The following is a 3824-nucleotide window of genomic DNA, read 5'->3' on the forward strand; positions in this document are numbered from 1 at the left end:
TCAAAATAAGCTTTTAATAATTTCTCAATTCTTTCATTGTCAATTATTTCAGCACTACCTCTGTTTATTTCTCTTAAAGCTTCTTGTAACATATATATTTCCTAATTAATTTTTATCTATAAGCATCATCAGTTCGTATGAGATGAATAACTTTTATTTTTTGTTCCATTTTAACACGAAGTGAGTTAATATCGGCTTCTTTTGATTCAAATTCCATTTCACAATATCGAGATGATTCGCTTTTATTTTTTCCAAGTTCTATAGAATTTATATCCACATTTATCTTAACTAAGAAGCTGAAAAAATCTGCTAAGGTACCTTTTCCACTATGAAAATTTATTATTAAATTATAGTTGTAAATATTTTGTTGTTCCCATTTAACAAAAAGCATAGAATTATTGGCCTCTAATTTTTTAATAGCACTTTTACACATTTTATGATGAACATGAGCCTTGCCCTTTTCTAAAAATGCTACTATCTCATCACCAGATTTTGGGTGACAACAATAATCAAAAACAATATCACCTATATGAGAAGTACTATATATTTCTATACCATTAATATTATATGGCTTTAACTTAAACCTATGACGAGAAAGAAACCTTTTAAATCTAGAATTTTTACTTATTTCTATTGTATATTTATGCATTACATCACGCATAAGTTCTATATCAACAGGTACAGAAGCTTTCTTTTCATAGTTATGTCTTTCAAACCACTCTTCTACTCTTGAGTGATTTAGATTCATAGCTGTAGCTACTATATTTACACTAGATTTAGAATTTATATCCTTAACTCTAGCATTACAGTTTAATCTCATATTTGTTTTTGCTTTTGATGTCTTTACTGCATCTATCCAAGAACATCTAGTTATTATTTCATCTTCAACGTTAATCTTTACAATATCACCATTATGCAGTTCACTAAGAAGTGGAGTTTTGACCTTATTTACAAGTGCTGATTTGGCAGAATTACCTACTTCTGTATGAACTGTGTAAGCATAGTCTAGAACAACTGCACCACGAGGAAGAGTAAAAGCTTCTCCTCTTGGAGAAAAGACTGCTATATCCTCAGAGTATAAATCATTTTTTATAAGTGCATAAAAATCTTCTACTGATTCATTTTGGTAACCTAAGTTATGCAACCAATCTAGCTTGATATTATTACCACCACTTTTGTACTTCCAGTGTGCGGCAACTCCAAGTTCAGCAGTTTTATGCATATCAAAAGTTCTAATCTGAACTTCAAAAATAGCAGTATCATAAAAAACAGTTGTATGAATAGTTTGGTAACCATTATCTTTTGCAACAGCAATATAATCTTTAAATCTTGAAGATAGAGGTTGAAAGTGTAGGTGAATTAGTCCTAAAATATTATAACACTTAACAGGGTCAGTAGTTAAAATTCTTACAGCCAACAAGTCTAGTACTTCATCAATTGAAATACCTTTTCTTTGCATCTTTAAGTAGATTGAGTAACGATGTTTTACACGTGAAAGTATTTCAAAATCATCTTCACAAAAACCATTTTTAGATAAAAGTTTATGAATAGACTCTTTAAACTCTTCTAACTTCATTTCAATTGCATGATAATTTGTATCAAGATAATTGTCTATATGGTGTTTTTCTTCTTTAAAAATATATGAGAAACTTGTATCTTCTAATATGTTTTTTAAAAAAGAGATACCTAAACGGTGAGCAATTGGTGCGTAAACAACAAGTGTTTCTTCTGCAATGCGAAGTTGTTTGTGTTCAGGAAGAGCATCTAAAGTAAGCATGTTATGAAGTCTATCGCAAAGCTTAACAACTAGAACTCGTACATCTTTTATACTTGCAAGAAGCATCTTTCTAAATGATAGTGCTGATACGATAAGACGTTCATTAGAAGTAGAAGGGATAAGTTCACTATCTCTAATAGAATCAATTTTTGTCAGACCCTCAACTAAATGAGAAACATCTGCACCAAAAAGTTCTGTAACTTTTTCAATTGAGACATCTGTATCTTCTACAACATCATGCAAAAGTGCAGCAATAGCCATTGACTCATCATCAGTTATAGATGAAACTATACTTGCTACTAAAATAGGATGTATTATGTAAGGTTGCCCACTTTTTCTAACTTGATGCTTATGTGCATCTTTAGAGTATTGGAGGGCTTCACGAAGTTTATCACTGGGAGTGATTTGTGAAAAAAGGTACTCTTGTGCTGAGTCAACATCGTGTAAATGTTTTACTTTTTCTATATCTACTTGACTCAGACTCAAGCTATTACTTTTCTAAGTCTACAAAACCTTTAACTTTTACAAGGCCTTGTGCTATTTCCATTAAAGCTAAATCTGCTGCTTTAATGCTTTTAGGATCAATATTTAACTTACTCGCTGCACCATTTAAAAGCTCATCACTTCTTTTTGCTACTGCTAGTGCTAATTGATAATTATCCATTTTTGGGTTGTCAGTTAAAACTTTTGCTGTTAATTCTTCAACTTTCATTGATTAATCCTTAATTTAATTTTATTATTTTACTATTGAACAGTTGTCCATATTACCATTTAAGATATCTAATAAGTTACCTTTTTTAGACATATCACAAACTATAATAGGTAGTTTATTGTCTTTTGCCAAAGCGATTGATGTATCATCCATAACTTTGATATGCTCTGTAAGAGCTTGCTCATAAGTCAATACTGGTAACTTAACTGCATCGTTAAACTTAACAGGATCTTTATCATAAACACCATCTACTTTCGTAGCTTTTATTATAACCTCAGCACCAATTTCTACTGCTCTAAGAGTTGCTGCTGTATCTGTAGTAAAGAAAGGGTTACCTGTTCCTGCTGCAAAAATCACAACACGACCTTTTTCTAAATGACGAACTGCACGACGATTGATATATGGCTCTGCAATTTGCTCCATTTTAATAGCTGTTTGCATTCTCACTTGAAGACCTGCATGTTCACACGCTTCTTGCATTGCTACACCGTTAATTACAGTAGCTAACATTCCCATGTAATCTCCAGAAGTTCTTTTAATAATTCCATCTTGAGCTGCTGTTACACCACGGATAATATTTCCACCACCAATAACAATACCAACTTCAATGCCAGCATTAACCAATGACTTAATCTCTTGAGATATATACTTTAAAATCTGAGTATCTATCCCATGACCTGCTTCACCTGCAAGAGCTTCACCTGAAAACTTAACCAATACCCGTTTGTTAGCCATGAAATTCCTTTGTATCTAATACGCGAATTATATTCAAAAATGTCTTTGATATTGCTTTGAGTGGATATGACTAAGTATAAACTACTGACTTACACAATCATATTTCTAAATTTATCTTCTATTTCTTTTAACAGCTCATCTATTTCTGAAGTTACTTTAACCTCTATAGAGTTTTGTATAGGAACATAAAGCATACTGCTCTTATCTAGTTTAAGGTTTTCTTCATCTTCTGCTATTGATATATAACCTATTTTTCTTATTGCTGCATCGACTATATCTTTTTTGTCTTTATCTCGTACAAACACGAACTTATTGTGTCCATAGTATGCTACAAAAACTCCATTTTCGTCCAATAATATTTTTTCCTTTTTTAGTACTTTAGCAATATTTATATCAACTTTGTTTCTTACTTCTATACCATGCCACTTTATCATTTTGGACTTAATTAAAAAAACGGGTGCATAATTTTCTACTTTTTCTTATAATTCACAAGATAATAATCCGCCAATTCTAAAATCAAGTGCAATTTTTTGAAAGTAAGTTGAAAGATAGGATTAATCGATAATCTGCTAATCTTATTCGACCAAAAACAAAGAAGTA

General features: G+C 31.2%; 4 protein-coding genes. All 4 read right to left on the reverse strand.

The genetic code is table 11. The features are described 5' to 3' along the window. Positions 1-112: 112 nt before the first annotated feature. Positions 113-2263, reverse strand: coding sequence for a RelA/SpoT family protein (locus QZZ48_RS14695; protein ID WP_294967009.1), 2151 nt, complete (start codon positions 2261-2263; stop codon positions 113-115). A gap of 4 nt (positions 2264-2267) precedes the next feature. Continuing rightward, positions 2268-2489 carry a DNA-directed RNA polymerase subunit omega gene (locus QZZ48_RS14700; protein WP_294967010.1) on the reverse strand — a complete coding sequence of 74 codons (222 nt, stop codon included), beginning with the start codon at positions 2487-2489 and terminating at the stop codon, positions 2268-2270. Between the two features lie 24 nt (positions 2490-2513). Next, entirely contained in the window at positions 2514-3224 is a 711-nt protein-coding gene (gene pyrH / locus QZZ48_RS14705; RefSeq protein ID WP_294967011.1) for a UMP kinase, read from the reverse strand. Between the two features lie 89 nt (positions 3225-3313). Further along, the gene (locus QZZ48_RS14710; protein WP_294967012.1) at positions 3314-3658 is read right to left on the reverse strand and encodes a hypothetical protein; all 345 of its coding nucleotides are present in this window, start codon (positions 3656-3658) and stop codon (positions 3314-3316) included. Positions 3659-3824: the final 166 nt, after the last annotated feature.

The organism is Sulfurimonas sp., assembly GCF_016744025.1.
Lineage (GTDB): Bacteria > Campylobacterota > Campylobacteria > Campylobacterales > Sulfurimonadaceae > Sulfurimonas.